Below are 23,459 nucleotides of genomic sequence, written 5' to 3'. Positions count from 1 at the left end.
TGAAATAGCGGTTAATGGCACGCTGCGTCATCAGTCAGGAATACGGCACGAGAGGAACGATCCCGTGCCGCATGCCCTACGATCCCGCTACACATGTGATAAAGAAATGAGAGTCACAGTGGCGACATTAGCCGCCGTAGACGTCAAAATCGAAGTATTTTTTCGCGAAGGTATCGTAGGTACCGTCTTTACGCATTTCTTCAAAGGCTTTATCCAGCGCGGCTTTCAGCTCAGTATCCGCTTTGCGCAGACCCATACCGGTCCCCACACCGAAAAATTTGTCATCTTTTACCGCCAGGCCAGCAAATTCATAGTCTTTACCCGCATCAAGCTTCAGGAAACCTTCACTTGCGGCGACTTCATCCTGAAAGGCTGCATCAATACGGCCTGCGGCCAGATCGGCATAAATCAGATCCTGATTTTGGTAAGCGACAACGTCAACGCCTTTCGGCTGCCAGTTAGCATTGGCAAAGGCTTCCTGTGTTGATGCCTGCAATACGCCAACACGTTTGCCGCCCAGAGAAGCTAACGTAGGTTCAATGCTCGCCCCTTTCTTCGCAATCAGGCGTGAATTGGCCGCATACAGCTTCTCGGTGAAAGCAATTTCCTGCTGGCGTTTTTCGGTGATGGACAGAGAAGAGATAATGGCATCGATTTTTTTAGCTTTAAGGGACGGAATTAACGCATCAAAGTCGCTTTCTACAAACGTACAGTTAGCCTGAATACGCTTGCACAGCTCTTTCGCCAGATCGATATCAAACCCAACCAGTTCACCGCTGGCGTTTTTGGATTCAAAGGGAGCATAGGTAGGATCGGTACCAATTTTAATATTCTTAGGAATCTCCGCCATCGCGCTACCCGCAGCCAGAATGAGTGCCAACGGCAAGACTTTGATCAGTTTCTTCATATTGCTACCCTTATCATGAGTGATTGATGTCATGTGTCGTCAATGTCGGAACGATTTATACCCGTCATACTTCAAGTTGCATGTGCGTTGGCTGCGTTCACTCCCCCGAATCACTTACCTAAGTAAGCTCATCGGGATTCCTTCTCTTGCCGCCTTCCTGAAACTCGAATTATTTAGGGTGGATTGTTTTAAAAATGAACGATATGAGTGCTATTTGTTTTCTATGCCGACTATTACCGTTTTTGTAGCAGTTTTCATGCCACAATGAACGTAGGGATGTCGTAAAAACCCCATGAGCGAAGCGCGCAGAAAGTAAGGGTTAACCATTTGATTCTGCAATATTTTCAGAGGATATTTTTAGCGTGTAACAATAAGGATAGATAACATTGGCATGAATACAAAAACTTAAATGCACCATTTTGGTGCTTTTGCGCACAAAATTAGTGCAATGTGATAAAAAGGCACAAAAAAAGGGCAGTAAACGTTTACCGACCCGAGAGAAAAAAATAGCGTGTCTGAGCCGCTATCCTGCTACGACGCACCTTGCCAGCGGATAAAGAGATCTTTTGGCAGGTCGATGTCAAACTGGTCCAGAATACGATTCACCGTCTGATCGACAATATCCTGCACACTTTCTGGGCGATGATAAAATGCAGGCACCGGCGGCATGATTATCGCCCCCAGTTCAACGGCGGTGGTCATCAACCGCAAATGCCCTAAATGTAGCGGCGTTTCACGCACCCCCAGTACCAGAGGACGACGCTCCTTCAGCACCACATCAGCCGCGCGGGTCAATAGATTGTCGCTGTAGCTGTGCACAATGCCGGAAAGGGTTTTTATCGAACAGGGTAAAATCACCATCCCCGCCGTTTTAAACGACCCCGAAGAGACGCTGGCAGCAATATCACGCGTGTCGTGTACCACATCGGCCAGCGCCTGCACGTCACGCAGGCTAAAATCCGTTTCTAACGCCAGCGTCTGTCGGGCGGCCTGACTCATGATCAGATGCGTTTCGATACCTTCCAGCGTCTGTAAAACCTGTAGCAGCCGGATGCCGTAAATGACGCCGCTGGCACCGGAAATTCCTACAATGAGTCGCTTCATTCATACTGCCTCTGGCTGGCCGCGTCAGCAGAAACGCGGAAAAATCATCTGCGCAAACTTTGCCGCATTGATTAGCGATAAGCAAGGATAAGCACCGAAACACTGTTTTCTCTATGCTATTTTTCTCTCCATACAAAATTTTCTCTACATACAACTTTTCTCTACATACAACAAAGGGGAGGACACTTTCGCGTCCTCCCCCTTCAACACAGCTTAATGTGCGACTAGCTGTTAACCTTCGTTGTGCAATTCCAGATCTTCAACTTCATTCTGGCTACGCAGCGCTTTGGCATCGTCGTTACGTAAAACTTCCAGATAATCCAGATAACCTTGATCGACATCCTTTGTCACGTAAATTCCGTTGAACACCGAGCATTCAAACTGAGCGATATCCGGGTTATCTTCACGCGCGGCTTCAATCAGATCGTCGAGATCCTGGAATATCAGCTCATCGGCACCAATAATTTTACAGATTTCATCCACTTCGCGACCGTGGGCAATCAGTTCATTGACACTTGGCATATCGATGCCGTACACGTTAGGGAAGCGAATTTCCGGTGCCGCTGAGGCCAGATAAACACGCTTGGCTCCTGCTTCACGAGCCATCTCCACAATCTGCTCCGACGTTGTACCACGCACGATGGAGTCATCCACCAGCAGTACATTCTTGTCACGGAACTCAGCACGGTTGGCGTTCAGCTTACGGCGTACCGATTTCTTACGCGCCTGCTGCCCCGGCATGATAAACGTGCGGCCAACATAGCGGTTTTTCACAAATCCCTGACGATACGGCTTGTTGATAATGCGCGCGATTTCCAACGCAATATCACAAGAGGTTTCAGGAATCGGGATCACGACATCAATATCGAGATCTTCCCACTGGCGCGCAATTTTTTCACCGAGCTTCTGGCCCATGCGAACGCGTGCGCTGTAGACCGAAATTTTATCGATGAAGGAATCCGGGCGAGCGAAGTAGACATATTCGAACAGGCACGGATTGCTCTTTGGATTCTCTGCACACTGGCGGGTAAACAGCTGCCCTTTTTCCGTAATGTAGATCGCTTCTCCCGGCGCCACATCGCGTAAAAATTCAAAGCCCAGCGTATCCAGCGCGACGCTTTCTGACGCCACCATATACTCGCTGCGGCCATCTTCCAGATCGCGCTTACCAATCACCAGAGGACGAATCCCATTAGGATCGCGGAAAGCCACCATACCGTGACCGATAATCATGCCAACACAGGCATAGGCACCGCGAATTTGCTGGTGCGTCGCGGCAACGGCCGCAAAAATATTATCGGCTTCCAGCGGGTAGTGTTGGAAACGGTCCAGTTCTCTGGCGAAAATATTCAGCAGAATTTCAGAATCAGACGTGGTGTTAACGTGACGGCGCTCCTGCTCGAACAGCTTTTTACGCAGTTCGTGGGCGTTAGTCAGGTTACCGTTGTGAGCCAGCGTGATGCCGAACGGAGAGTTAACATAGAAAGGCTGTGCTTCCGAGGCGCTGGAACTGCCCGCAGTCGGATAACGCACATGGCCAAGCCCCATGTTGCCCTGTAAGCGTTGCATGTGCCGCGCTTCAAACACATCTTTCACCAGGCCATTGGCCTTACGCAGGCGAAAACAATTAAAGGCATCGATGGTCACAATACCCGCAGCATCCTGCCCACGGTGTTGCAACACCGTTAACGCGTCATAAATCGACTGGTTGACCGGTGTAAAACCGGCGATACCGACAATACCGCACATGGTGTCTTTTCCTCATCAGCGCTACCGCAGCGGTAAATGCTGCGGCAAGAAACTTGACGTGCTTTGCAGGTAGTCAAAAAACCACCTGATAATATAACTGAACTGCGGGATTAACTGGGATTGCTTCCAGTCATCACTTTGTGAAAAACCGGTGAACGTATCCAGAAAGAATAGCAGTGCGGAAACGATCAGCACCCCACGCAGCGCACCAAAACAGATGCCCAGAACGCGATCGGTGCCGGATAATCCGGTACGTTCAACCAGTGAACTAATCACATAGTTGACGATAGCTCCCACAATCAACGTTGCAATAAACAGAATGGCAATCGCAATGCCGTTACGCACCAGCTCATCATCAAAACGGGTGAAGTAGACCGCGAGGTAAGCGTAGTAATGGCTGGCGACAAAAAAAGCACATCCCCAGGTTACTAACGACAGCGCTTCGCGAACAAACCCCCGGATCAGGCTAACCAGAGCCGAAAATCCGATGATGCCAATAATGACGTAATCAACCCAAACCATGAACTATCCTAATAATGAACGATGCTACCGATAAGCCGCTACGTCATCCTGTTCGCGGCGCATTCTAACAGAAAAAGAAAACGTTTGCGTAGCGTATTTCCGCCGATTTCATCGATAGATAATCAGGCGAAAAAACCGACAAGACGTCATGCCTGATTCTATTAACTCTCGGCATCTCAAAACTCACAGCAGGCATCTTAAAACAGATGCGGGGCGACGTATCACCGATGTGAACCTCATCCCCGCGGCCTGCTTTTGCTTATTTACGTGCTCGACTGCTTTACGTGGCCAACTGCGAACCATCCATCACGTAATCATCACGCTCGACGACCTCAACGAACGGAATGTGCTCGCACCTGACCGCTTAGCCCACTGAGCTGTTTCAGCTCGCCCAGTGAAGACTCCAGCTTCTGCTTCGAGGCATCCGGTCCCACGTAAATACGGGTGATTTCGCCTGAAACCGGCGTTGATGGCACGGTATACGCGCGGTAGCCAGAGAGACGAAGCTTAGCGACAATCTCGTTCACCTTATCCGCGTTTTTCAGCGCACCAAGCTGCACAATATAGGCCTGTCCGACAGGCGCTTGCTGCGTCGGCTGCGTTTCAGGCTTCACTTCCGGTTTGGGTTCCGGTTTAGGCTCTGGCTTAGGTTTCACCTCTGGTTTCACTTCTGGCTTCACCTCAGGTTTTGGCTGAGGCTTCGGCGTCACCGGCGCGGGCGTCTGAACCGGCGGACGCTCAACCACCACTGGCGGTGCCGTCATGGCTGGCGTATTCGTGCCAGAATGGGACGATGGCGGCGCCTGCGTCGTGGTTTCAGGTGCTGTAGTTGTAGATGATGTGGATGATCTCGCTTCGGCTTCAGCGTTGTTTTGCATCGCCGCTTCCGCCCCTTCCGGCGGCTGACTCGGCAAGGACGGGTTCAGCGCAGGCAGCGCTTCCATCTCATTGCTGTCACCCGGTTTGGGGATCAGCGGAATCGATGCAAACTCGTCTTCGTAGTGCTTTTTCTTGCCGTCCAGAAGGCCGGGTAAGACGATCACGCCCAGCGCGACCAGAATAACCGTACCGACCAGCCGATTCTGAAATTTACTCGCCATTCGCCTTCTCCTCATCCAGCGCTTCCATCACATGCGCTACCGTATGAAAAGATCCACACACAATGACGATATCCTGCTCCGTCGCCTCGGACATCGCCTGCTGCCAGGCGGTAACGACATCGGGGAACGATTGGCTGCGCGTCAGGTGCTCAGCAATCTGCTGAGCCGTTGCGCCACGCGGCCCTTCCAGCGGTGCGCAATACCACTCATCCACCACGGGTGTTAAGTGGGCCAGCGTACCGGCGATGTCTTTATCCGACAGCATGCCGACGACAGCCCGCACTTTTCCGGTTTTCGGCAGCCCGACCAAACGGTTTGCCAAATACGCCGCCGCATGAGGGTTGTGCGCAACATCAAGAATCAATCGCGGTGACGCCTGCACGGTCTGAAAACGACCGGGTAATACTGCGTGCTGCAAGCCTTGTCGAATCGCCTCTTCACTCACGTTGAGTGAAGAATAGTGCAATGCAGCCAGTGCCGTAGCGGCATTGGCTAACGGAACGTTGGGTAACGGCAATCGTGATAGCTCGCGCTGTTTATCCTGCCAGCTCCACGTCTCGCGCTGCATTGAATATTCCCAGTCGCGACCACGGCGGCGCAGTTGCGCGCCTTTCTCAACGGCAACGTCGGCAATCGTTTCTGGCATATCCGGCTCGCCAACAACGGCTGGTCTCCCCTGCCGAAATATCCCGGCTTTCTCGCGGCCAATGCTTTCCCGATCGTTACCTAACCAATCGGTATGGTCGATCGCGATGCTGGTTACCACGGATACATCCGCATCCACAATATTGGTGGCATCCAACCGCCCGCCTAGCCCGACTTCCAGAATGACGACATCCAGATTCGCCTGCTTGAAGAGTTGCAGCGCCGACAGCGTACCGAATTCAAAATAGGTGAGCGATACCGCCCCTCTCCCTGCTTCGATATCCGCAAACGCTTGAGTATGCAGCGCTTCAGGCAATTCTTTGCCCTGAATACGCACTCGCTCGGTATAGCGAACAAGGTGGGGAGAACTGTACACACCCACCCGCAGCCCGGCGGCTAACAGAATGGACTCCAGCGTACAGCAGGTCGTTCCTTTGCCGTTTGTCCCCGCGACGGTGAAAACCGTGGTGGCAGGCTGGAGCAGTTGGAGATGTTCGGCAACCTGCTTAACGCGATCCAGACCTAAATCAATGGCCTGAGCGTGCAGGTGCTCAAGATAATGAAGCCACGTGACCAAAGGTGACGTGGCTTGAGGTATTTGAAGAGTATCCATGAGTCCCGTTCACTAGCTTACGGTTCATTGCGGGCAGAGCGTGCGTATTGCTACTCGGTCGAGAACGACGTGGTCGAGTACCACACGTCCTGCCCATCATGTCAATTATGCGTCATCCTGTGATGATTCAGACGGCGCATCGCTGCGGATTTCCACGTCATCGTTGCCCGGTTCTGGATGGTTCGTCAGTTTGGCAAGAATAGTGGCCAGCTTGTAGCGCATTTCCGGACGACGAACGATCATATCGATCGCCCCTTTCTCAATCAGGAATTCACTGCGCTGGAAGCCCGGCGGCAGTTTTTCACGCACGGTTTGTTCGATAACGCGTGGGCCGGCAAAACCGATCAGCGCTTTCGGCTCGGCAATGTTCAGGTCGCCCAGCATCGCCAGACTCGCGGAAACACCGCCCATAGTCGGATCGGTCAGTACTGAAATGTAAGGCAAGCCACGATCGCGCATTTTGGCCAATGCGGCACTGGTTTTCGCCATTTGCATCAGCGACATCAGCGCTTCCTGCATACGCGCACCGCCACTGGCGGAGAAGCACACCAGCGGACAACCGTCTTCCAACGACTGCTCAACGGCACGCACAAAGCGCGCACCCACAACAGACGCCATTGAACCGCCCATGAAAGAGAACTCAAATGACGCGACGACAATCGGCATGCCGTACAGTGTGCCTTTCATCACGACCAGCGCATCTTTCTCATCGGACTGTTTCTGTGCAGAAATCAGACGATCTTTATATTTTTTGGAATCCCGGAATTTCAGGACATCCTTCGGTTCCAGTTCGCTTCCCAACTCGACAGTGTTTTCTTTATCCAGAAAAGCCTGTAGACGGGCGCGCGCGGAAAGGCGCATATGGTGATCGCACTTCGGGCAGACACCCAGATTGCGCTCCAACTCAGCACGATAAAGAACCTGACCGCAGCTATCACATTTTGTCCAGACCCCTTCAGGGATGTTCGCTTTGCGGGTCGGTGTAATATTGCTTTTGTTAAGAATTCGTTCAATCCAGCTCATTGATAACCTTTCTGCTTGAACCTGGCAAATGCCAGTCCGCTGTTCATGTTATTCCCTGACAACATTGCCAATGAAAAAATGCCTGAGACGCACGACAATCGCGGTACAAAGGCATCGGCACCAAGGGTGTTCCCAAGAACAGACCATAAATGCTGCCCATTAAACCATAACGTTCCGGTACTGTGGATAAAAAACTGGTCAAACCGGATGTTAAAATACTTCACTTATTTTACATTGCCGCGCGAAGCCGCTCTACGGTGACGGGCAATCTCAATAATGCCCGGCAGGATAGAGAGAAAAATAATCGCGACAATCAGTAATTTCAGATTTTCCTGCACTACCGGCAAATCGCCAAACAGATAGCCCGCATAGGTGAATGACAACACCCACAGCAGCGCACCAATGACATTATAGGCTGCAAAATGCCGATAGCTCATGTGCCCCATCCCAGCGACAAACGGCGCAAATGTTCTCACAATCGGGACAAAGCGCGCCAGAATTATCGTCTTGCCACCGTGACGTGCGTAAAACGCATGCGTTTTATCCAGATAGCTGCGGCGGAAAATCTTTGAGTTCGGGTTGCTAAACAGCTTCTCACCGAACAGTCGTCCAATAGTGTAGTTCACCGCATCGCCCGTAATCGCGGCCACGATCATCAGGAACACCATCGTGTGCACATTCAGATCGTTCGACGGCAGCGCCGCCAGCGCCCCTGCGACAAACAGCAGCGAATCTCCCGGCAGAAACGGTGTCACCACCAGTCCAGTCTCACAGAACAGAATCAGGAACAAAATGGCATAAACCCAGACACCATATTGCGCCACCAGTTCCGCCAGGTGAACGTCAATGTGCAGAATAAAATCAATAATAAACTGTATAAACTCCATCACAACTTCTTCTCCCCAAAGTGTCTATCGAACGCACGCGGTCGATATACGCAAAGCAGCCGCACTATCCGTGTTGCCTTGCGTATAGCACGCTGAATAGCCTCGTCTTTAATACGCATCGCACCCTGCCTTTTGGCCTACGGCCATCTGGCAGCGTGCAACAGGTAAAAGGCGCACTCGTTACAACAAAAACGTCAATCGGCTAAAAAGAGCGGCCCCATCGTAGGCTGCGGCAAAGCAAAACGCGCGGGATAATCTACCGCCACCAAATACAGCCCTTCGGCTCTGGCCGTTGCGCCAGCCAGCGTACGATCTTTGGCCGCCAGCAGCTCTGCAATCCACGACTCGGGGCGATTGCCACAGCCGACGTCCATCAGGCTGCCAACAATATTACGCACCATATGATGAACGAACGCATTGGCCTTAATATCTACCACGATATAGTCACCGTGACGTGTAACCTTTAAATGATTTACATAGCGCCACGGCGTGCGCGACTGGCACTGCACCGCCCGAAAAGAGGTGAAATCATTCTCCCCCAACAGGCATTGCCCGGCACGTTCCATGCTTCCCACGTCTAACGGGTGATAAAAGTGCGTCATACCACGCGAAAGCACAGCAGGACGATAGCGGTGATTGTAGATGACATAGCGGTAGCGACGTGCCGTCGCGCTGAAACGCGCATGGAAATCCTCATCCACCGTTTTCACCCAGCGCACCGCGATATCTGGCGGTAAATTTGCATTCACGCCCATCGTCCACGCGGCATCTTTTCGGATCGCATGCGTGGTAAAATGCACAACCTGCCCGGTGCCGTGAACGCCAGCATCGGTTCGCCCGGCGCAAAACACCTCTATCGGTTCATCCGCGACTTTGCTCAGCGCCTTTTCAAGACAGGCCTGCACGCTAGCGACATCAATCTGGCGCTGCCAGCCATAATAGAGGCTACCGTCGTACTCAATGCCGAGCGCAATTTTCAGCGGGGCGCGTTCGTTTTCCGCAGCGGCATCGGCCTGAGTCGCCTCCGCCTGAGTGGTTTCCGACATTACCCGAGATACTCCTGCACCAGACATTCTGCCGTTTCCACCGCCATCAGCGCGCCGCCAAAGCGAGCGTTATCGGCAACCGACCAGAATTGCAGTAGCTCAGGAATACCGTAATCATTACGCAGACAGCCGACGCTCAGTTGCCCATTGCCGGACGCATCGCCAACCTGCGTCGGGTAATCCTGCTCGTCGCTTACCTCAATATTCCCGGCATTGAGCAGTTCATCACGCGCTTCTTCCGCAGACAGCGGACGCAGTGATTCAAGATGAACAACCTGCGCATGACCATAGAACACAGGGGACTGAATGCAGGTCACTGAAATCGGCAATCCGTCATCCTGCAAGACTTTACGCACCTGATCGACCAGAACGCGCTCTTCACGCACGCTGCCTGCATCATCAGGCAGTAAAGGCAACAGATTGAATGCCAGCTGTTTCGGGAAAAGCCCGGCCTCAGGCGGAACACCATTCAGCAGACGCGCACTTTGTCCCGCCAGATCGTCTATCGCCGCTTTACCGAGCGCGGAAACCGACAACATATTGACGACATGCAGACGCGAGAGCCCAGCCGCATCAGTCAACGGCTTAATCACCGTCAGCAGTTGGCTGGTCAGGCTGTCGGCCACCGCGACAATATTGCGGTTACGATAATCTGCCAGCGTATGTGTATTCACGCCGGGTACGACCAGCGGGACATCCGGCTCCAGCGCAAACAGACCGCTGCTGTCGATAACCAGACAGCCCGCGTCTCCTGCGTCTTCCGCATAGCGGGCGCTGGCATCCTGACCGGCGACAAAAAATGCCAGCTGCGCCTGTGACCAGTCAAAATCGGCCACATCGGTGACCAGACAGGATTTGCCGTTAAAACGTATGGTTTCACCCGCGCTACGTTCACTGGCCAGTGGATACAGTTCACCCACTGGGAATTCGCGTTCCTGCAATAATTCCAGTAACGCCGTGCCTACTGCGCCCGTTGCGCCCAGCAGAGCAATATTCCAGCCGTCAGACATTTGGTTCTCTCCCAAATTTTGAATGAAACACAAATCATGAATGGAACCGACAGACGATAGTGACGCCGTCTGTCAGTTTATGAATAAAAAAGTGTGATACTCGCGCAACACCGTCGTCAGAGGAACACCGTTAACGTGCATCCCGCACTGACGCTGTGAATCCCAGCGCGTTCAGGCAATCTGCGCTGTCAGCATCGGCGCAGATAACATGGAGTGACGACCATTCGCGTCGTTCCTGATAATGTTTACGCAGGCGATCGAATTCGCCTTCCTGATGCGCTACGTGGCGCAACAACGCATCGTCCCGACGCACATCATACACCAGATGCACCAGACGTTTTAGCAGCGCCTCATCCAGCGGTGCGGTCAATGTCACTTCAGCATACTCTGGCGCAGGCAAAAGCGACGAAAGCGCCACCTGCTGCGGGGTTCCGATAAACTCGCTCCACGCCTCAAACACCTGCGTGGTGCCGCGCGCTTTTCCTTCCAAGGTATAACCAGCAATATGCGCTGTGCCGATGTCTACCCGCGCCAGCAAGTCGGTCGATAACGCGGGCTCCGGCTCCCATACGTCAAGAATGACGCTGAGTTTTTTACCCTGTTGCAGCGCCTCAAGCAGTGCAGCGTTGTCCACCACCGGGCCACGACAGGCGTTAATCAGAATACGTCCGTCCGCAAATGCATTCAGTACGGCAGCATCAACCAAATGGTGAGTACGGTACGGGCCATCGAGATACAGCGGCGTATGCAGCGTCAGAATGTCAGCATCACGCACCAGCGTGTCGAGCGGCAGGAAATCGCCCGCATCACAGCGATCGGCACGCGGCGGATCGCACAGCAGCGTTTTCACACCCCAGGCCTTCAGACGCGCATCCAGACGTCTGCCAACATTGCCCACGCCGACAATCCCTACGGTTTTATCACGCAGTTGAAAGCCATCACGCTCGGCCAGCATCAGCAAAGAAGAAAAGACGTACTCCACTACCGCGATGGCGTTACAGCCGGGGGCAGCAGAAAACGCGATCCCGTTGGCGTTAAGCCAGGTGTCATCGACATGATCGGTGCCTGCCGTCGCGCTGCCGACAAATTTTACCGCCGAACCAGACAGCAGATCCGCGTTCACCTTCGTGACCGAACGCACCATCAACGCATCCGCGTCTGCCAGCAGATCGCGCGGCAAAGGACGTCCCGGCAAGGCCTGCACTTCCCCCAGACGGCTAAATAGCTCGCGGGCATATGGCATATTCTCATCAACCAGAATCTTCATTGTCTTCTCCGACATCGGTAGCCAGCCAAAAAAAGCGGGGAGATATTTTGCCACCGAATGGGGCAGAAACCCAAGGCAATTACGACGCGATATCTTTCCGTTATCGGTTCACACCCAATGAGGATCTGGCAAGATGGCCGTCATAGAAAGCCGACGCCATACAAGGTTGATAGTCGTCACATGGCTCTGTTATGTTGTTTGCCATTGCCGCACTTGCCCCATTTTTATCGACCAGACTGGCAATTGGTGCGTTTTCCGTCTGGTCTGTTATGAGAAACCCAACGTTGAACGCCCTATTTCCTACCATTGCCGTCCTGATCTGGTCAATTAACGTCATCGTCAACAAGCTTTCCGCGAGCGTTATTGACCCAGCTGCTATCTCGTTTTATCGCTGGCTTCTTGCGTTCCTCGTCATGACGCCGTTCATGCTGCCAACGCTTCGCCATCATGCAGTGGCCATTCGTCAACACGCTTGGAAACTGCTCGTGCTGGGTCTGCTTGGTATGGTGCTGTATCAAAGTCTGGCCTATTACGCGGCACACACGATCAGCGCCGTAATGATGGGAATCATGGGGTCATTAGTCCCGCTACTCACCGTCCTGCTCAGCATCCCTCTGCTGCGTCTGGCCCCCACACTGGGCGTCGTGCTCGGTAGCCTGCTGTCGCTGGTCGGGATTGTCTGGCTGATCGGTGAGGGACACCCAGAACAGATTCTGGCGCAGGGCATCGGCCCCGGTGAATTCATGATGTTTTGTGCGTCGTTGTCCTATGCGCTCTATGGCGTACTGACCAAACGCTGGAGCATCCCGTTGCCCAACTGGGTGTCGCTCTATGTACAAATTGCCTTTGGCGTCGTCGTACTGATTCCAAACTTCCTGCTGACGGACAATGTACAGCTCAATGCCGATAATCTGCCGCTGGTGATTTTCGCTGGCATCATGGCTTCAATCATTGCACCTTTTCTGTGGATTCAGGGGGTTATGCGTCTGGGAGCCAGCAAAGCCTCCATCTTTATGAATCTGACGCCGATCTTTACGGCGATGATCGCGATTGGCTTTTTGCACGAGCCTTTGCACCATTATCATCTGGTTGGTGGGGGCATCACACTACTCGGCGTTATCCTCGCCCAGCGTTTGCGCATTCCATTAGCGCGTAGCTCATAAGCCTCCATAAGATTAGTGCCGTTTTAGGCGACGCATGACTATCGGCCGTCACAGGAGATTGCTATGATTCATCTCAATCATGACGGCAGTGAGGATAACCGATATGCAACCTGTAAGTGGCCCAGGTGCCCCGCTGCCCAGCGAACGCTCGGTTACGCCGACCACCACATCGTCAACTTCCACATCATCAGCTAACGCCGCAGGTTCCGCCAACGGCGATCGACCGCTGACGCTGGCGCAGCGCACGACGCTAGAAAATCTGGTGCTTAAAGTTGCCGCGCTGACCACGTCAAAGGCAGCGGAAGTCTGGACGACGGTAAAACAGGGATTAGGGCTGGCAGAAAATAATGAACTGCTGTCCCGCCACTACCAGCCTGCCGAGCAGATACTCCAGACGCGCTTAACGCAGGCGCAAGATAGCAGTGGACGTCAACAGCTGCTTCAACGTCTGACCGATATGCTGTCTCAGGGAAATAATCGTCAGACGGTCAGCAATTTCATCCAGCAACAGTTCGGTAGCACCACGCTAAGCGCGCTGAATAAAACGCAGCTACAGCAGGTTGTTACGCTGCTGCAAAACGGGCAAATTCCGCAGTCAACAGCATCAACCACCGCGTCGCAAACCGCTCCAGCCGCCAACTCGCCCGATCGTCCGCTTTCTCCTGCGGAACAGCGCGGCTTGAATCAGTTAGTCACCCGATTAGCGACCATGACAGGGGAACAGCCTGCAAGGGTGCTGAACAATCTGATGATGATGCAGAATCTTAGCCCGGGCGATGCCATCCCGTTAAAACATCTGCCACTGATCACGCAGTTCCTGCAAGCACAGGTTGAGCAGACGCAGACGCTGCTGCGCGCCACCCCGCCAGCGCCGCAGGGAACACCGACAAATGCAGGCACGACAGGCGCAGCGTCAGAACCGCTGACAACCAACACCACCAATACGGCTAACGCGAATCCATCATCGGCAGCGAATCTGTCATCACAGCCGCTATCGGCACAGAACGCGCTGCTTTCCCCGAACCTCGCCCCGTTGCAGGCTTTGCTACAACAGCCTATGACCGCGCAGGAACAGCACTTATTGATGGATTACACGCAGAATCGCTTCAATATCGGATTACAAACTCCGCTGACGCCGATGCAGGTCAGCGATCTGCTGACGTTCCTGTTTACGCAGCGCATTCAGCGCGCACAGGAAACGGACTGGACCACAACGTCACAATTGCTGCATCCACTGTTTAACCCGCTGATTGCCTCACTGCCGCTCAGCTGGCAATCCCTTTTCCATAAGCCGATGTTCCTAGTGATTATCAGCACCTGCGTGGCTGCATTTTTGCTTTGGGTATTGATCTAAGCGCCAACACTGTTAAGACCAGACTTATCGCTCATGCCCATGAGCCAAAAAAAACCCCGCGGCTTGCGCCTGCGGGGTTGGTATTTATTTGAATAATAGTGTTCGAATGATAAACCGATTATTTATCGAGTTTTCTCATTACCAGCGCGGCGTTGGTGCCACCGAACCCGAAACCGTTAGACATAACCGTTTTCAGTTCTCGCTCGGTCATTTCAGTGATGACATTCATGCCTTCAGCACGTTCATCCAGCGTTTCCACGTTGATGCTCGGCGCAATAAACCCGTGTTCCAGCATCAACAGCGTGTAGATGGCTTCCTGAACGCCTGCGGCCCCCAGAGAGTGGCCGGTCATCGCTTTAGTCGCAGAAATCGGTGGAACATTGTCGCCGAAAACTTCGCGAATCGCCCATAGTTCTTTCACATCACCCACAGGCGTAGAGGTGCCGTGCGTGTTGATATAATCGATCGGTGTATCGATATCCTGCATCGCCATCTTCATGCAACGTACCGCGCCTTCACCTGACGGTGCAACCATATCCGCACCGTCAGACGTCGCGCCATAGCCGACCACTTCCGCATAGATGTGCGCGCCACGCGCCAGCGCGTGCTCCAGCTCTTCTACGACAACCATACCGCCGCCGCCAGCAATGACGAAACCATCACGGTCAGCGTCATAGGTACGGGACGCTTTTTCTGGTGTCTCATTGTATTTGGTGGACAGCGCGCCCATCGCATCAAATTCACAGGCCAGTTCCCAGCACAGCTCTTCGCCGCCGCCAGCAAAAACGATGTCCTGTTTACCCATCTGAATTTGCTCAACCGCGTTACCGATACAGTGTGCGGAAGTTGCACAGGCAGAGCTGATGGAATAGTTCACGCCGTGAATTTTGAATGGCGTTGCCAGACAGGCGGACACCGCAGAACCCATCGATTTGGTCACAACGTAAGGACCAACCGCTTTCAGGCCACGTGGGCTACGCATGGCGTCAGCGCCAAACACCTGATAGCGCGCAGAGCCACCGGAACCGGCAATCAGGCCAACGCGTGGGTTATTCTGATAAACCTCATCAGACAGCCCGGAATCTTGAATCGCCTGCTCCATGGATAAGTAGGCATAGATCGATGCATCACTCATAAAACGCACAATTTTGCGATCGATGAGGCCAGTGGTGTCCAGTTTGACATTCCCCCAGACGTGACTACGCATGCCGGAATCTTTCAGCTCTTGAGAGAAAGTAATGCCCGAGCGGCCTTCCCGCAATGATGCCAGAACTTCCTGCTGGTTATTACCGATGCTTGATACGATCCCCAGGCCAGTAATCACTGCACGTTTCATGTAATACCTCTTCTTCCACTTATAGAGTTTGGGATTTCGCTTCGCACTTTAGCGTACAGTTGTAAGCTGAACAAGTCCGATCAGCCAAACTATCGCGAAATCATTGCTAAATTTGCGCCACAATATTCAGCCCGATAGAATCTCATCATCACTTGAATAATGAGCTTTTTGTCGTGACCAACCTCCCCATCCAACACGCGTCGTTAAGTTGGAACGCTCAGGGTACACCTGTATCGCAACAGTTTGATGACGTCTATTTTTCGAATCAGGATGGGTTGGCAGAAACCCGTTATGTGTTTTTAAAGGGCAATCAGTTTCCTGAGCGTTTCACCACGCACCCGCGAACAGCCTGCGTGATAGCAGAAACCGGCTTTGGAACGGGCCTGAATTTTCTGACGCTGTGGCAAGCATTTGCCGACTTTCGTCAACAACAGCCACAGGCGACCTTGCGCCACCTGCATTTCATTAGTTTCGAGAAATTCCCCCTGCGTCGGCATGATTTGGCTGCCGCACACGCACAGTGGCCGGAGCTGGCCGCATTTGCAGATGAATTGCGAGAGCAATGGCCGCTACCGCTACCGGGCTGCCATCGTCTGATTCTGGCGCAAGGTACTATCACGCTCGATTTATGGTTCGGTGACGTTAACGTCTTACTGCCTGAGCTGGATGATACGCAGAACCATCAGGTCGACGCCTGGTTTCTGGACGGCTTCGCGCCTTCCAAAAACCCAGACATGTGGACGGATAATCTGTTTCAGGCAATGGCACGTTTGTGCCGTAAAGAAGGCACGTTCGCCACCTTTACCGCCGCAGGCTTTGTGCGTCGCGGTCTGCAACAGGCGGGGTTTCAGGTCAGTAAAATTAAAGGATTCGGGCAGAAACGCGAAATGCTGAGCGGCATCCTTCCCGATGCGCTTTCCGTCACGTCGCCGACGCCGTGGTATTCGCGCCCAGCCGCCAGCACGACTGACGATATTGCGATTATCGGCGGTGGTATTGCCAGCGTGCTCACTGCACTGGCGCTGCAACGGCGCGGTGCAAACATCACGCTCTACTGCGCGGAAGCACAGCCTGCCACGGACGCATCCGGCAATCGTCAGGGGGCGCTTTATCCTCTGCTGAATAATCGGCACGATGCGGTGTCCCGCTTTTTCTCTCTCGCCTTTGACTTTGCTCACCGCAGTTACACTGCGCTGGCGCAGCAGGGTCTGGAGTTTGAGCATCAGTGGTGCGGCGTCAGCCAGCTCGCCTGGGATGAAAAAAGTGCGCGTAAAATCGAACAAATTCTGCAAGGGGAATGGCCGGAAGAACTAGTCGTCAGCGTGGATGCGCAGCAACTGGAAAATCAGAGCGGCCTGAATCCCAGCGTAAACGGCATCACTTATCCTGACGGCGGTTGGCTGTGCCCGGCAGAGCTGACAGCTTCTGCACTGAAGCTGGCAGAGCAAAACGGTCTGTCGGTACAGATGAGTACAGCCATTTCCACACTGGAGAAAACGGACGACGGCTGGGCACTCACCCTGAGCACAGGCCAGCAGGTAAACCATGCGGTCGTGGTGCTGGCAAATGGTCATCACATTACCGACTGGCCACAGACATCCCATTTACCCGCTTACGCCGTGCGCGGGCAGGTCAGCCATATTCCGACCAATCCGGTGTTGGGGAAGCTCAAACAGGTCTTGTGCTACGACGGCTATCTGACGCCAGTGAGTCCGCAACATCAAACGCACTGCATCGGAGCGAGCTATTTACGGGGTGAAACACACTGTGATTATCGGGAAGACGAGCAGCAAGAAAATCGCCAGCGCCTGCTGAATTGTTTGCCCGACGCAGACTGGGCGAAAACGGTCGATGTTAGCGATGCGCAAGCGCGTCAGGGCGTCCGCTGCGCACTGCGCGACCATCTACCGCTGCTTGGCGCCGTGCCGAACTATGAACAAACGCTGACAGACTATGAAGATCGACTGCATCCTCAACACCGTGCTGACACGGTGCCAAGCGCACCCTATTGGCAGGATCTGTTTATCATCGGTGCGTTAGGCTCACGCGGCCTGTGCTCCGCCCCACTCGCGGCGGAAATTTTGGCCTCGCAGATGTATGGCGAACCGCTACCGCTGGACCGCGATACGCTCGCCGCACTCAACCCAAATCGTTTCTGGGTAAGGAAACTGCTGAAAGGTAAACCTGTAACGAAGGATTAATGGGGAAGAAAGCGGTGCTGGTTCAACTAAACCAGCACTGACAGATTAACGATTAGCACACATGAAAATCAGTGCGTACTATTCTGTGCCTGCTGGAACAGACGTTCCCACATCCCGTTAACCAGCATCTGATCCGGCGGTGACAGTTCGCCGTTTTTGATGGCGTTATCAATGCTGTCGCTAACGCGCACATGCAGTGCTTCAAGCGTCTGTTCACCGTTCTCTTCCGCTTCAGCCACCGACACCGTCAGATGACCACGCAAATAGCCGCCAGCAAACAGTTCGTCATCGCTGGCATGCTCTACCATGTCATCAATCAGCGCCAGAATGCGCGTTTCAAATTCTGCGATCATTTCTTATCCTCAAATTTTTGCAGTTCCCGTGCATCACAGATCGGCTGGATACGGGAAGCTCGCCGCCGTCAGCGGTGGCGTATTGTAAAACGATTGTAATGCACGAATAAAGCTGGCCGGACGCGCGGGAATCCCTTCTTCCAGATACTGCATCACTTGCGCATGCACGCGCCGCTGGAAATCAATACGGTCCGGTTCGCAGTCGCCGTTCAGGTTGTCGCAGCTGACGTTAAACGGAAAGCCCGCAGCAACACAGAACAGCCAGTCGAAGGCCTGCGGTTTGATTTCTACTACCTCAAACTGACTTTGCGTCGAGGCATCGCGGCCATCCGGGCAGTACCAGTAGCCGAAATCGACCTGCAAGCGCCGCTGGGCACCGGCAATGCACCAGTGAGAAATTTCGTGTAGCGCGCTGGCATAAAAACCGTGGGCAAACACAATCCGGTGATACGGAATGTCATCATCCGCTGGCAGATAAATCGGTTCATCGTCGCCTTTTACCAGACGGGTATTGTATTCATCGCCAAAGCAATCATTAAAAATATCAATCAGCTGTTGATAGTGGTGCGTCGTAGTCATGTTATCTGTTGTTATCATTTGTTGTCATAAAAACTGTCCCAGCCAAACAGCAATCTCGTGCCCGTGGCTGTCATAAATCAGCTTGCCACTCATGACGGCGGAAACCAGCACCAGCATAGGACGAATCAGCTTTTGCCCTTTCGTCATCACCATTTTGGCTCCCAGCCGTGCCCCGAGGATCTGCCCGATCAGCATGACGCCGCCGACCACCCAAACCACTTTCCCGCTGAGCATGAAAAACAGCAGCCCGCCGAAATTGGAGGTAAAGTTCAGGACTTTGGCATGCGCCGTCGCTTTTGCCAAATTGAAGCCATACAGGGTGACAAAGGCCAGCGCGTAAAACGACCCCGCACCGGGGCCGAAGAAACCGTCATAAAAACCGACACAGCTGCCTGCCACAATCGCAAATGGAAGTGGCGACAGGCGACGCTGCCGATCTTCATCGCCGATTTTTGGCGTTAATAAAAAGTAGAGACCGATACCAATAATCAGTAATGGCAGCAACTGACGCAGAAAATCAGCATTGATCTGCTGGATCAGCCAGGCACCAAAAGTCGAGCCGGCAAACGTCAGCGCAATCGCCAGTTTCTGTTCGCCCAGATTCACCGCACGGCGACGGATGAAATACAGGCTGGCGGAAAAGGATCCGCCAACGGCTTGAAGTTTATTCGTTGCCAGCGCCTGCGCCGGGGATAACCCCGCCGCCAGCAAGGCAGGGATCGTCAATAACCCGCCCCCGCCCGCAATCGAATCAATAAACCCTGCCAGCGCCCCGACAAAAAATAGTACGGCCAGCATTTCTGGCCCAAGCACTAACCAGTCCATAATTATTTTTTATCTCGCGACATATAGTTACTCGTTATCTCGCAGCAAAATGTCTGTCGAGCAGTGCCTGACAAGACGGAGGCAACGGCGGCGGCGTAGTTTTTTCTGGGGCTTCGGTACTCGGCTGTTTTGGCTGGAACCAGCTGGTTAACTCGGCACCGCATCCGTCACCGGCAGGTGGTTCGTCCTGATCCTGACACTCAAGGCTGTCCGCTGGGCAACGCAGGCGAACATGCATATGCGCGCGATGCGCAAACCAGGGGCGAACTTTACGCAGCCAGTCACGATCGTGACCTGCTTCAACACACAGCTGTTTTTTAATCGCCGGATTGACGAAGATGCGCGTCACGTCGCTATCCAGCGCAGCGGTTTTGATCAGGTTGGTAATTTCCGGTCGCCAGACACGTGGGTTAACGTTAAGTCCGCTGGCATTAACCAAATCGATAGGCTGCGGTTTCAGCAACTGCTGATCGCTCCAGCGCTGTCTGGGCAATTGCAGCCAGATGTCGACATCCAACCCGGATTGGTGACTGGCGTGGCCGCTGCTGAAGCGTCCACCGACCGGCATCCCCATATCCCCCACCAGCACATTACCAGAGGTCGTGCGCTTAACCTCGTTGCTCAGGCGGTGAATAAACGCCAGAAGATCGGGGTGACCGAAATAGCGGCGCTGATCGACGCGCATCACCTGATAATCCAGCGACTGCAATGGCAGCGGCTGGGCACCGATGATGCAGCCATTGGAAAAACTACCAATTGACTGCGGCGTACCCGCAACCGGATGCGTTATCTCCTGCCAGGGCGTTTTCGCCCATGCGGCGTTCGACAACAGCGGCGCGCTCAGTGCCAGCGCGAGAACCCCGATTAACCCTTGTTTCATTATTTTTTACCAGCGAGGAACCAGACTGTTCACATCCCCACACTGTGCACGTTGGCGCAGCAGGTGATCCATTAACACAATCGCCATCATGGCTTCGGCAATCGGCACCGCGCGAATACCCACACACGGATCGTGACGCCCGCGCGTGACCATTTCAGTCGCTTCGCCCTGACGGTTGATCGTTTTCCCCGGCACCATAATGCTGGAGGTCGGCTTCAACGCCAGATGCGCAACAATATTCTGACCACTGCTGATCCCGCCTAAAATGCCGCCAGCGTGATTGCTTTGGAAACCGTCTGGCGTGATTTCGTCTCGGTTTTCACTGCCACGCTTGGTGACAACCGCAAAGCCATCGCCAATTTCGACGCCTTTTACGGCGTTGATGCTCATCAATGCGTGAGCCAAATCGGCATCCAGACGATCAAAGACCGGTTCGCCTAATCCGACAGGTACCGATTCAGCTACAACGCTGACCTTTGCGCCAATGGAGTCGCCCTCTTTTTTCAGCGCACGCATCAGTTCATCCAAAGCTTCCAGCTTGTCGATATCTGGGCAGAAGAACGGGTTTTGCTCAACCTGTTCCCAATCTTTCAGCTCGCAGGTGACATCGCCAATCTGAGACAGATAGCCACGGACCTTCACACCATGTTGCTGTTGCAGATACTTCTTCGCAATGGCCCCTGCGGCAACACGCATCGCCGTTTCACGCGCGGAAGAGCGGCCACCGCCACGGTAATCGCGCTGGCCGTATTTTTGCTCATAGGTGTAATCGGCGTGGCCGGGGCGAAAGACATCTTTAATCGCACCATAATCCTGAGAACGCTGGTCGGTGTTTTCAATCAACAGGCCAATGCTGGTCCCTGTTGTCACGCCTTCAAAAACGCCGGACAGAATCTTGACCTGATCGGGTTCACGGCGCTGCGTCGTATAGCGGGATGTTCCCGGGCGGCGACGATCCAAATCGTGTTGCAGATCTGCTTCCGTCAGCGGGATCCCCGGCGGTACGCCGTCAACAATACATCCCAGCGCAATACCGTGGGATTCACCAAATGTAGTGACGCGGAAAAATTGCCCAATACTGTTACCTGCCATCACAACTCCTTCGCATGTGTTCTGTTTCTGCCTTACCGTCCGGCCAGATTCGCCAACGGTAAGACCAATGAATATCGTCATGACCGATTAATCACGGCAATCACTGAAATCCGCTTTTAAATCAACAAGTTGTGATTGTGTTAGCATAAACACGCCGTCACCACCGTTATCAAACTCCAGCCAGGTGAACGGGATGCCTGGATATTGATCGATCAGGTGCACCATGCTGTTGCCCACTTCGCAAATCAGCACGCCGTCGTCGCTAAGATAGTCTGGCGCACAAGCCAGAATACGGCGAACCAGATCCAGGCCGTCGTTGCCCGCCGCCAGCCCCAGCTCAGGCTCGAACCGGAACTCCTGCGGCAGATCGAACATATCTTCTTCATCCACATACGGTGGATTGGTCACGATTAGATCATAGCGAATCGCCGGTAAATCGCGGAACAGGTCAGAGCGAATCGGCGTCACGCGGTATTCCAGACCGTGCTGCTGAATATTTTGCTCGGTTACCGCCAGCGCATCGCTGGAAATATCGACCGCATCAACCTCCGCTTCCGGGAACGCCTGAGCGCAGGCAATTGCAATACAGCCGCTGCCCGTGCACAGATCCAGAATATGGTTTGGCGTTTTTGGCAGTTGCTCATCAAAATAATTATTGATCAGCTCACCGATGGGAGAGCGCGGCACCAGCACGCGTTCGTCCACGTAGAATTCCAGACCGCAGAACCAAGCCTTGTTGGTCAGATAGGCGACCGGGATACGCTCATTGACGCGGCGGATCACACGTTCAACAATGCGCTGCCGTTCGCTGGTGATCAAACGGGACGTGTACATATCTTCAGGAATATCGAGCGGCAGATACAGGCTAGGCAAGACGAGCTGTATGGCTTCATCCCAGGGATTATCCGTCCCGTGACCGTAATAGACGTTGGCTGCGTTAAACCGGCTGACAGCCCAGCGCAACATATCCTGAATGGTATGAAGTTCACTGACGGCCTCATCGACGAAAATTTTGTCCAAGGGTGTCCTCCGCAGACAGTTCTGAATGGCAAATTGGCGCTTAGTTTGCCATGAAGCCCGCGACAAATCAGCAGATATAACCGACTGAACGCGCTCCGATACAGACTTTTATTTAGCGACAGCGGGGAGACAAGGTAAACTGATCGAATGTTGGCGCAAGATGAATGAAACATGAGTAATAAATATTCGCTGAATGACGACGAATTGCAGCTTTTTCGCACGTCCATCACTGGCACAAAAAAATTGCGTCAGGATACCTATACCCACAAACCGCTGCGCAAAAAACCAGGCGAATTGCCCGCCAAACGGGTATTGCAGGAGCAGGTTGATGCCAGTTTTTATTTTTCGGATGAATTTCAGCCACAGCTGGATGCAGAAGGCCCAACGCGCTATGTCCGCCCGGGTGCCAGCCATTATGAATTGAAGAAGCTTCGACGAGGAGATTATTCACCGGAGCTGTTTCTGGATTTGCACGGCCTGACACAGCTTCAGGCGAAGCAGGAGCTGGGCGCGCTGCTGGCGGCCTGTCGGCGGGAGCACGTTTACTGCGCCTGCGTGATGCACGGGCACGGCAAACATATCCTTAAGCAACAAACGCCACTCTGGCTGGCACAACACCCTGACGTGCTGGCTTTTCATCAGGCCCCGAAAGAGTTTGGTGGGAGTGCCGCGCTGCTGGTGTTGGTGGCGTTGGAAGCCCCTTCGCTTGAATAAACTCACCCTTATTCAAAAAAACAATGAGGCATGTAAGTTCATTACACGCCTCATACCGTATGAATTCAG

22 protein-coding genes are annotated in these 23,459 nt (G+C 53.5%); 4 read left to right on the top strand and 18 right to left on the bottom strand.

The genetic code is table 11. The features are described from left to right. Window positions 1–127: 127 nt before the first annotated feature. The 11 genes from K7X24_RS00220 to pdxB all read right to left on the bottom strand — a co-directional run bounded on the left by K7X24_RS00220 (window position 128) and on the right by pdxB (window position 11,873). A complete protein-coding gene (locus K7X24_RS00220) occupies window positions 128–907 on the bottom strand; it encodes a lysine/arginine/ornithine ABC transporter substrate-binding protein (protein WP_224552200.1) in 780 nt (259 codons plus the stop codon). Between the two features lie 531 nt (window positions 908–1,438). After that, entirely contained in the window at window positions 1,439–2,011 is a 573-nt protein-coding gene (locus K7X24_RS00215) for a UbiX family flavin prenyltransferase (RefSeq protein ID WP_010285043.1), read from the bottom strand. A 231-nt stretch (window positions 2,012–2,242) separates the two neighbouring features. Then, window positions 2,243–3,760 carry an amidophosphoribosyltransferase gene (gene purF / locus K7X24_RS00210; protein ID WP_010285044.1) on the bottom strand — a complete coding sequence of 506 codons (1,518 nt, stop codon included), beginning with the start codon at window positions 3,758–3,760 and terminating at the stop codon, window positions 2,243–2,245. 21 nt (window positions 3,761–3,781) lie between these two features. After that, window positions 3,782–4,282, bottom strand: coding sequence for a colicin V production protein (cvpA, locus tag K7X24_RS00205; protein ID WP_010298532.1), 501 nt, complete (start codon window positions 4,280–4,282; stop codon window positions 3,782–3,784). Window positions 4,283–4,614: 332 nt separating this feature from the next. Beyond that, entirely contained in the window at window positions 4,615–5,382 is a 768-nt protein-coding gene (gene dedD, locus K7X24_RS00200) for a cell division protein DedD (RefSeq protein ID WP_039545286.1), read from the bottom strand. Next, window positions 5,372–6,640, bottom strand: coding sequence for a bifunctional tetrahydrofolate synthase/dihydrofolate synthase (gene folC, locus K7X24_RS00195; protein WP_224552198.1), 1,269 nt, complete (start codon window positions 6,638–6,640; stop codon window positions 5,372–5,374). Before folC ends, dedD begins: the two co-directional genes overlap by 11 nt. Window positions 6,641–6,745: 105 nt before the next feature. Further along, on the bottom strand, window positions 6,746–7,663 hold the full coding sequence (accD, locus tag K7X24_RS00190) for an acetyl-CoA carboxylase, carboxyltransferase subunit beta (RefSeq protein WP_224552196.1): 918 nt from the start codon (window positions 7,661–7,663) through the stop codon (window positions 6,746–6,748). A gap of 224 nt (window positions 7,664–7,887) precedes the next feature. Continuing rightward, window positions 7,888–8,550, bottom strand: coding sequence for a DedA family protein (locus tag K7X24_RS00185; RefSeq protein ID WP_010285058.1), 663 nt, complete (start codon window positions 8,548–8,550; stop codon window positions 7,888–7,890). Between the two features lie 194 nt (window positions 8,551–8,744). Further along, on the bottom strand, window positions 8,745–9,596 hold the full coding sequence (truA, locus tag K7X24_RS00180; RefSeq protein ID WP_224552194.1) for a tRNA pseudouridine(38-40) synthase TruA: 852 nt from the start codon (window positions 9,594–9,596) through the stop codon (window positions 8,745–8,747). Beyond that, entirely contained in the window at window positions 9,596–10,606 is a 1,011-nt protein-coding gene (locus K7X24_RS00175) for an aspartate-semialdehyde dehydrogenase (protein WP_224552192.1), read from the bottom strand. Before K7X24_RS00175 ends, truA begins: the two co-directional genes overlap by 1 nt. A 130-nt stretch (window positions 10,607–10,736) precedes the next feature. After that, window positions 10,737–11,873, bottom strand: a complete 1,137-nt coding sequence (gene pdxB / locus K7X24_RS00170) for a 4-phosphoerythronate dehydrogenase PdxB (RefSeq protein WP_224552190.1) — start codon at window positions 11,871–11,873, stop codon at window positions 10,737–10,739. Window positions 11,874–12,064: 191 nt separating this feature from the next. Between pdxB and K7X24_RS00165 the strand changes: the two genes are divergently transcribed. Both K7X24_RS00165 and flk read left to right on the top strand, forming a co-directional pair. Continuing rightward, window positions 12,065–13,036 carry a DMT family transporter gene (locus K7X24_RS00165; protein ID WP_103940999.1) on the top strand — a complete coding sequence of 324 codons (972 nt, stop codon included), beginning with the start codon at window positions 12,065–12,067 and terminating at the stop codon, window positions 13,034–13,036. 103 nt (window positions 13,037–13,139) lie between these two features. Further along, window positions 13,140–14,390, top strand: coding sequence for a flagella biosynthesis regulator Flk (gene flk, locus K7X24_RS00160; RefSeq protein WP_224552189.1), 1,251 nt, complete (start codon window positions 13,140–13,142; stop codon window positions 14,388–14,390). A 118-nt stretch (window positions 14,391–14,508) separates the two neighbouring features. Here flk and fabB read toward each other — a convergent pair whose 3' ends face one another. Beyond that, window positions 14,509–15,726: a beta-ketoacyl-ACP synthase I gene (fabB, locus tag K7X24_RS00155; RefSeq protein WP_039532308.1), complete on the bottom strand. Its 1,218-nt coding sequence runs from the start codon at window positions 15,724–15,726 to the stop codon at window positions 14,509–14,511. Between the two features lie 173 nt (window positions 15,727–15,899). Here fabB and mnmC point away from each other — a divergent pair, with 173 nt between their 5' ends. Then, complete coding sequence (gene mnmC / locus K7X24_RS00150) at window positions 15,900–17,927, top strand: bifunctional tRNA (5-methylaminomethyl-2-thiouridine)(34)-methyltransferase MnmD/FAD-dependent 5-carboxymethylaminomethyl-2-thiouridine(34) oxidoreductase MnmC (RefSeq protein WP_224552186.1); 2,028 nt, start codon at window positions 15,900–15,902, stop codon at window positions 17,925–17,927. Between the two features lie 68 nt (window positions 17,928–17,995). On the opposite strand, the gene K7X24_RS00145 is transcribed toward mnmC, so the two are convergent. From K7X24_RS00145 to prmB, 6 genes are all read right to left on the bottom strand, one after another. After that, complete coding sequence (locus tag K7X24_RS00145) at window positions 17,996–18,280, bottom strand: YfcL family protein (RefSeq protein WP_224552185.1); 285 nt, start codon at window positions 18,278–18,280, stop codon at window positions 17,996–17,998. Between the two features lie 33 nt (window positions 18,281–18,313). Continuing rightward, entirely contained in the window at window positions 18,314–18,859 is a 546-nt protein-coding gene (locus K7X24_RS00140) for an elongation factor P hydroxylase (protein ID WP_010285076.1), read from the bottom strand. Between the two features lie 24 nt (window positions 18,860–18,883). Further along, window positions 18,884–19,684 carry a sulfite exporter TauE/SafE family protein gene (locus K7X24_RS00135; protein WP_010298556.1) on the bottom strand — a complete coding sequence of 267 codons (801 nt, stop codon included), beginning with the start codon at window positions 19,682–19,684 and terminating at the stop codon, window positions 18,884–18,886. A 34-nt stretch (window positions 19,685–19,718) separates the two neighbouring features. After that, window positions 19,719–20,564 (bottom strand): penicillin-insensitive murein endopeptidase, encoded by an 846-nt coding sequence (mepA, locus tag K7X24_RS00130; protein WP_224552183.1) that lies wholly within the window; start codon window positions 20,562–20,564, stop codon window positions 19,719–19,721. Between the two features lie 6 nt (window positions 20,565–20,570). Beyond that, complete coding sequence (aroC, locus tag K7X24_RS00125) at window positions 20,571–21,656, bottom strand: chorismate synthase (RefSeq protein WP_224552181.1); 1,086 nt, start codon at window positions 21,654–21,656, stop codon at window positions 20,571–20,573. Window positions 21,657–21,743: 87 nt separating this feature from the next. Then, window positions 21,744–22,676 (bottom strand): 50S ribosomal protein L3 N(5)-glutamine methyltransferase, encoded by a 933-nt coding sequence (gene prmB / locus K7X24_RS00120; RefSeq protein ID WP_224552179.1) that lies wholly within the window; start codon window positions 22,674–22,676, stop codon window positions 21,744–21,746. Between the two features lie 171 nt (window positions 22,677–22,847). Here prmB and smrB point away from each other — a divergent pair, with 171 nt between their 5' ends. Beyond that, window positions 22,848–23,390: an endonuclease SmrB gene (gene smrB / locus K7X24_RS00115; RefSeq protein ID WP_103160755.1), complete on the top strand. Its 543-nt coding sequence runs from the start codon at window positions 22,848–22,850 to the stop codon at window positions 23,388–23,390. The last annotated feature ends 69 nt before the right edge of the window (window positions 23,391–23,459 follow it).

It is taken from the genome of Pectobacterium versatile, from assembly GCF_020166435.1.
GTDB classification, from domain to species: domain Bacteria; phylum Pseudomonadota; class Gammaproteobacteria; order Enterobacterales; family Enterobacteriaceae; genus Pectobacterium; species Pectobacterium versatile.
The sequence above is the reverse complement of the archived record's forward strand: the minus strand, read 5'-3'. Positions and strand labels throughout refer to the sequence as shown.

Coding starts and splice junctions, on each gene's coding strand:
- K7X24_RS00220 (WP_224552200.1), bottom strand. CDS start 907: ATGAAGAAACTGATCAAAGTCTTGCCGTTGGCACTCATTCTGGCTGCG.
- K7X24_RS00215 (WP_010285043.1), bottom strand. CDS start 2,011: ATGAAGCGACTCATTGTAGGAATTTCCGGTGCCAGCGGCGTCATTTAC.
- purF (WP_010285044.1), bottom strand. CDS start 3,760: ATGTGCGGTATTGTCGGTATCGCCGGTTTTACACCGGTCAACCAGTCG.
- cvpA (WP_010298532.1), bottom strand. CDS start 4,282: ATGGTTTGGGTTGATTACGTCATTATTGGCATCATCGGATTTTCGGCT.
- dedD (WP_039545286.1), bottom strand. CDS start 5,382: ATGGCGAGTAAATTTCAGAATCGGCTGGTCGGTACGGTTATTCTGGTC.
- folC (WP_224552198.1), bottom strand. CDS start 6,640: ATGGATACTCTTCAAATACCTCAAGCCACGTCACCTTTGGTCACGTGG.
- accD (WP_224552196.1), bottom strand. CDS start 7,663: ATGAGCTGGATTGAACGAATTCTTAACAAAAGCAATATTACACCGACC.
- K7X24_RS00185 (WP_010285058.1), bottom strand. CDS start 8,550: ATGGAGTTTATACAGTTTATTATTGATTTTATTCTGCACATTGACGTT.
- truA (WP_224552194.1), bottom strand. CDS start 9,596: ATGTCGGAAACCACTCAGGCGGAGGCGACTCAGGCCGATGCCGCTGCG.
- K7X24_RS00175 (WP_224552192.1), bottom strand. CDS start 10,606: ATGTCTGACGGCTGGAATATTGCTCTGCTGGGCGCAACGGGCGCAGTA.
- pdxB (WP_224552190.1), bottom strand. CDS start 11,873: ATGAAGATTCTGGTTGATGAGAATATGCCATATGCCCGCGAGCTATTT.
- K7X24_RS00165 (WP_103940999.1), top strand. CDS start 12,065: ATGTTGTTTGCCATTGCCGCACTTGCCCCATTTTTATCGACCAGACTG.
- flk (WP_224552189.1), top strand. CDS start 13,140: ATGCAACCTGTAAGTGGCCCAGGTGCCCCGCTGCCCAGCGAACGCTCG.
- fabB (WP_039532308.1), bottom strand. CDS start 15,726: ATGAAACGTGCAGTGATTACTGGCCTGGGGATCGTATCAAGCATCGGT.
- K7X24_RS00145 (WP_224552185.1), bottom strand. CDS start 18,280: ATGATCGCAGAATTTGAAACGCGCATTCTGGCGCTGATTGATGACATG.
- K7X24_RS00140 (WP_010285076.1), bottom strand. CDS start 18,859: ATGACTACGACGCACCACTATCAACAGCTGATTGATATTTTTAATGAT.
- K7X24_RS00135 (WP_010298556.1), bottom strand. CDS start 19,684: ATGGACTGGTTAGTGCTTGGGCCAGAAATGCTGGCCGTACTATTTTTT.
- mepA (WP_224552183.1), bottom strand. CDS start 20,564: ATGAAACAAGGGTTAATCGGGGTTCTCGCGCTGGCACTGAGCGCGCCG.
- aroC (WP_224552181.1), bottom strand. CDS start 21,656: ATGGCAGGTAACAGTATTGGGCAATTTTTCCGCGTCACTACATTTGGT.
- smrB (WP_103160755.1), top strand. CDS start 22,848: ATGAGTAATAAATATTCGCTGAATGACGACGAATTGCAGCTTTTTCGC.